Genomic DNA, 5480 nt, shown 5'->3' with positions numbered 1-5480 from the left:
GGGGACAGGAGCCGGCGCCGCAGACCTGACCCCCTCACGAAACACGACGCGGCGGTTCCCCCGCGAGCAGGGAACCGCCGCTTCGTGTACGTACAGGCTCAGGCTCAGCTGAACGAGTCGCCGCAGGCGCAGGAGCCGGTGGCGTTCGGGTTGTCGATCGTGAAGCCCTGCTTCTCGATGGTGTCGACGAAGTCGACGGTGGCGCCACCCAGGTACGGGGCGCTCATGCGGTCGGTGACGACCTTGACGCCACCGAAGTCCTTGAGCACGTCGCCGTCGAGCGAGCGCTCGTCGAAGAACAGCTGGTAACGCAGGCCGGAGCAGCCACCGGGCTGGACGGCGACGCGCAGCGCGAGGTCCTCGCGGCCTTCCTGCTCCAGCAGGGCCTTGACCTTGGCCGCGGCGGCATCGGTGAGGAGGATGCCACTCTCGACGGTGGTCTCGTCCTGGACGGTCATCTGCTTTCTCCCGGTCTTGACGACGGTCTGCCGCCAGTGCCAACCACCGACCGCCCGGATTCATTTCCCGGACGGAGGGGGATTTCTACGGCCTGTTCGACGGCTGGTTCTCCGTGGGCCGGGCGCGTCACCCGGGCCTCTACGCTCCCCATGCTCGCACAACCGGGGCGGAGCGGGCACCGCCCGCGTCACGGATCCGGGCGAACGGGCCCCACGGCCGCCCGTCGGACGCCAGGATGGCGGCATGATCCTTCGCCAGGTCAGGGACACCGCAGCGGACGCGGAGGTCGTCCAGGAGGTGTCCCTCGCCGCGTTCGCCGGACCGTCCGACGACCCCGCCCGGCCACCGCGACCGACGCCGCTGCAGCTCGCCCGGACCAGACACCTGGCGCGCACCGACCCCGGCGGCTGCTGGCTGGCGGAGAGCGGCGGGCAGGCGGTCGGGGTGGTGCTGTCGATGCGCCGCGAGGGCCTGTGGATGCCCTCGCTGTTCGCCGTCCGGCCGTCCGCCCGGGACCGGGGGGTCGGGCGGCTGCTGTTCGAACGGGCCCTGGCGCACGCCCGGGGCTGCCTGCGCGGGATGGTCTGCGCCTCCGACTCCCCCGCGGCGGCCCGCCGCTACCGGCTGGCCGGCTTCACCCTGCACCCGGCGATGCGGCTGACCGGGCGGGTGGACCGGGACGGGCTGATCGACCCCGGCGACATCCCGGTGCACCGCGGCAACACCACCCACCTGCACCTGCTGGACTCGGTGGACCGGCGGCTGCGCGGGTCCGCGCACGGCCCGGACCACGAGCTGATGCTCGGCCACTTCGAGGAGCTGCTGGTCGCCGACGCACTGGCCGGCAGCGGCTACTGCTACCGGGACGGCGGCACGGTGCGGCTGCTGGCGGCCACCAGCAAGCGGATCGCGGCCCGGCTGCTGCGCGAGGCGCTGGCCCGGGTGCCGGACGGGACCGAGGCCCGGGTGGAGTACCTGACCGCCGAGCAGGAGTGGGCGCTGGACGTCGGGCTGGAGGTCGGGCTGACGCCGGAGACCGGCGGCTTCGTCGGGGTGCGCGGGATGCGGCCGCCGACGCCGTACCTGCCCAGCGGGGCCTTCCTGTAGCCCGGCGGGGACGCGTACGGCCCCACCGGGCGGGCCGGTGGGGCCGTACGGACGAACGGGAGGACGGGGCCCGGATCAGGCCATGGTGTCCAGGATCTCCCGGACCATCTCCATGGTGGTGCCCGGGTGGAGGAAGGCGAAGCGGGCGACCGTCTCGCCGTCCCAGCCGGTCGGGGTGACGAAGCCGATCTGGTCCGCCAGCAGCTGCTGCGACCAGCGGTAGTAGTCGTCGTTGGTCCAGCCCTTGCGCTTGAAGCAGACCGCGGAGAGCTGCGGGTCGAACAGCAGCTCCAGGTGCTCGGCGTCGCGGATCAGCTGGGCGGTGTCCCGCGCCAGCTGGAGGCCGGTCTCGATGGCGTCGGTGTACGCCTGGACGCCGTGGACGGCCAGCGAGAACCAGAGCGGCAGGCCGCGGGCGCGCCGGGTCAGGTGGTAGGCGTAATCGGTGGGGTTCCACTCGTCGCCGTCGGTGTGCAGGACGTCCAGGTAGGAGGCGTCCTGGGTGTGCACGGCGCGGGCGAGCTGCGGGTTGCGGTAGATCAGCGCGGCGCAGTCGAAGGGGGCGAACAGCCACTTGTGCGGGTCGACCACGAAGGAGTCGGCGTGCTCGATGCCGTTGTAGCGCTCGCGCACCGACGGGGCGAACAGGCCGGCGCCGCCGTAGGCGCCGTCCACGTGGAACCACAGGTCGCGCTCGCGGGCGACCTCGGCCAGGCCGGCCAGGTCGTCGACGATGCCCTCGTTGGTGGTGCCGGCGGTGCCGACGACGGCGATCACCGTCTCCGGGTTCGGGTCGGCGGCCAGGGCGGCGCGCAGCGCCTCGCCGGTGAAGCGCCGGTTCACGGTCGGGACCTTGAAGGCCTCGACGCCGATGATGTTGAAGGTGTTCTTGACCGAGGAGTGCACCTGGTCGGCGACGGCTATCCGCAGCCGGGCCTCCGGACCGACGCCGAGCCTGCGGCGGGCGGTGTCACGGGCGACCACCAGGGCGGACAGGTTGCCCGCGGAGCCGCCGGAGACGAAGCAGCCGCCGGCCGAGGCGGGCATCCCGGCCCGGTCGGCGATCAGGCGCAGCACCTGGTTCTCGGCGGCGATGGCGCCCGCCGCCTCCAGCCAGGAGATGCCCTGCAGCGAGGCGCAGGAGACGACCATGTCGAACAGCAGCGCGGCCTTGGTCGGGGCGCACGGGATGAAGGACAGGTAGCGGGGGCTGTCGGCGGAGATGACCGCGCGGGACAGCTCGTGGTCGTACAGCTTGAGCACGTCGGCCGGGTTGTTGCCGTCCTGGTTGAGCAGGCCGGCCAGCTGGGTGCGCAGGTGCTCGCCGTCACCGGGGTGGTCGAGCGGGACGGGGTCGTACTGCAGCCGCTCCCGCATGTAGTCGAAAACCAGGTCGACCAGTTCGTTGTCGGGCCGGTGCATGCGGTCGGGTGCTGCGGACACGGCTGTCCCTCTCGGCTGTGGGTGTCGGGGGGATCCGGTCGGCGGGACGCCTCACCGCGCTGACCGGACGTGATCAGCGTAGGCAGCGGAAGCGCTTCCCCGCGCGTCGGAACGCGGCTGGTCAGGCAGCTTTCGGGCGTCTTCGGGCAGGTCCGCGCAGATTTCCTGCGTACCCCGGGCGCCGGGCCGGGAGATCAGCCGATCAGCTGGGAGAGGACCACCGAGGAGCGGCTGCGCTGCACGCCGGGCTCGCGCCGGATGCGCTCGATGACGGCCTCCAGATGGCGCATGTCGGCGGCCCGCAGGTGCACCAGGGCGTCCGGGTCGCCGGTGACCGTCCAGGCGGCGACCACCTCGGGGAACTGGCGCAGGCTGGCGAGGATCTCCTCGGGGGCGGTCCGCTCGCGGCAGTAGACCTCGACGAAGGCCTCGGTCTGCCAGCCGAGCACGGCCGGGTCGAGCACCACGGTGAAGCCCCGCACCACGCCGCGCGCCCGGAGCCGGTCGATCCGGCGGCGCACGGCGGTGGCGGAGAGGTTCACCTGGAGACCGATCTCGGCGTAGGACGCCCGGCCGTCGCTGCCGAGGCGGGCGAGGAGCTGCCGGTCGGTCTCGTCCAGGTCCGCCCCGATCACCTCGTGCGCTCGGCTGCTGGTCATCGGTGCGGGGCTCCACGGGTCGTGCGGTGGGGGCGGGGGGAGCGTCCCGGGCGGCGGGCGGTGCGGTCGCACCCGCCGGCGCCACTGCCGAAACGGTTCGCCACCCATTCTGGCGGATGACCTGAACGAGTTCATCGCGCGCGGATGACCGGGAGAAGGCCATCGGTCCACCCGGCGGGCGTCGATCGCCGTGCCCGCCGTCGACCGGAGGCCCTTCATCGCGGGCCGCCCCCGGGACGTCTTCGTGTTCATGGCCCAGCCGTGCCCGGGGCTTCGAAATATCGATTCGGCCACGGCAGGAAGCATCCGATCCGGCGAGCGGTTCTCGTCACATCGACAGGATGGCCATCGTCACTCTGACGCTAACCGGTTAGAATAGATAGTGTCAGATAGACGAAAAGGCCCCACCGCTCGTTCGGCCGCACAGAAGGGCACCCGCCCGTGACCACCACCATCACCGAGACCCACGGCGTCGACCCCACTCCGACGCCGCTCGCTCTGCTGCTGCTCGGCCGAGAGGCCGACCCGAACAGCGAGCGCGGCGTCGAGTGCCCCGGCGACCTCCCGCCGGCCTCGGACCCGAACCTCGTCGAGCGCGCCCGGGCGGCCAAGGCCGCACTGGGAGACCGCGTCTTCATCCTCGGCCACCACTACCAGCGCGACGAGGTGATCGAGTTCGCCGACGTCACCGGCGACTCCTTCAAGCTCGCCCGCGACGCCGCGGCCCGCCCGGAGGCCGAGTACATCGTCTTCTGCGGCGTGCACTTCATGGCCGAGTCCGCCGACATCCTCACCGGCGACCGCCAGCAGGTCGTGCTGCCGGACCTCGCGGCCGGCTGCTCGATGGCCGACATGGCCACCGCCGAGCAGGTCGCCGAGTGCTGGGACGTCCTGACCGACGCCGGCATAGCCGACGTGACCGTCCCGGTCTCGTACATGAACTCCTCCGCCGACATCAAGGCCTTCACCGGCAAGCACGGCGGCACCATCTGCACCTCCTCCAACGCCCAGCGGGCGCTGGAGTGGGCCTTCGAACAGGGCCAGAAGGTGCTCTTCCTGCCCGACCAGCACCTCGGCCGCAACACCGCGGTGCGGGACCTGGGCATGTCGCTGGACGACTGCGTCCTGTACAACCCGCACAAGCCCAACGGCGGCCTGACCACCGAGCAGCTGCGGAACGCCAAGATGATCCTCTGGCGCGGCCACTGCTCGGTGCACGGCCGGTTCAGCCTGGACTCGGTGAACGACGTCCGCGAGCGGATCCCCGGCGTGACCGTCCTGGTGCACCCCGAGTGCAAGCACGAGGTGGTCGACGCCGCCGACATGGTGGGCTCGACCGAGTACATCATCAAGGCCCTGGACGCGGCCGAGCCCGGCTCCAAGTGGGCCATCGGCACCGAGCTGAACCTGGTCCGCCGCCTGGCCAAGGCGCACCCGGACAAGGAGGTCGTCTTCCTGGACCGCGCGGTCTGCTTCTGCTCGACCATGAACCGGATCGACCTGCCGCACCTGGTCTGGGCGCTGGAGTCGCTGGTCGAGGGCCGGGTGCCGAACGTGATCACGGTGGACCCGGAGACCGAGAAGTACGCCAAGGCCGCACTGGACCGGATGCTGGCCCTGCCGTAGCGGCGAGCGGGCCCCGCCCCGAGCCGAAGGGGCGCGCCGGTGCCGAGAGGAAGGAGCGAGGAGGCCCCGAGGAACGAGGGGCATCGGAGCGACGACCGTCGGCACCGGGTCGGAGCGCCCCGGAGGCGAGCGGGCGAGCACCCGCCCCGAGCCGAAGGGGCGCGCCGGTGCCGAGAGGAAGGAGCC

General features: G+C 72.2%; 5 protein-coding genes. 2 read left to right on the top strand and 3 right to left on the bottom strand.

The window, feature by feature from the left end:
- Positions 1 to 104 precede the first annotated feature (104 nt).
- Complete coding sequence (locus ACFXPX_RS43410; RefSeq protein ID WP_375892557.1) at positions 105 to 458, bottom strand: iron-sulfur cluster assembly accessory protein; 354 nt, start codon at positions 456 to 458, stop codon at positions 105 to 107.
- 244 nt (positions 459 to 702) lie between these two features.
- Between ACFXPX_RS43410 and ACFXPX_RS43405 the strand changes: the two genes are divergently transcribed.
- Positions 703 to 1566, top strand: coding sequence for a GNAT family N-acetyltransferase (locus tag ACFXPX_RS43405; RefSeq protein WP_375892558.1), 864 nt, complete (start codon positions 703 to 705; stop codon positions 1564 to 1566).
- Positions 1567 to 1641: 75 nt separating this feature from the next.
- Here ACFXPX_RS43405 and ACFXPX_RS43400 read toward each other — a convergent pair whose 3' ends face one another.
- Complete coding sequence (locus ACFXPX_RS43400; protein ID WP_375892560.1) at positions 1642 to 3009, bottom strand: pyridoxal phosphate-dependent decarboxylase family protein; 1368 nt, start codon at positions 3007 to 3009, stop codon at positions 1642 to 1644.
- A 194-nt stretch (positions 3010 to 3203) separates the two neighbouring features.
- Positions 3204 to 3668, bottom strand: coding sequence for an Lrp/AsnC family transcriptional regulator (locus ACFXPX_RS43395; protein WP_270147404.1), 465 nt, complete (start codon positions 3666 to 3668; stop codon positions 3204 to 3206).
- A gap of 441 nt (positions 3669 to 4109) precedes the next feature.
- On the opposite strand from ACFXPX_RS43395, the gene nadA reads away from it, so the two are divergent.
- On the top strand, positions 4110 to 5294 hold the full coding sequence (nadA, locus tag ACFXPX_RS43390) for a quinolinate synthase NadA (protein WP_380522738.1): 1185 nt from the start codon (positions 4110 to 4112) through the stop codon (positions 5292 to 5294).
- The last annotated feature ends 186 nt before the right edge of the window (positions 5295 to 5480 follow it).

Origin of the sequence: Kitasatospora sp. NPDC059146 (assembly GCF_042786665.1) — a bacterium.
Lineage (GTDB): Bacteria > Actinomycetota > Actinomycetes > Streptomycetales > Streptomycetaceae > Kitasatospora.
The sequence above is the reverse complement of the archived record's forward strand: the minus strand, read 5'-3'. Positions and strand labels throughout refer to the sequence as shown.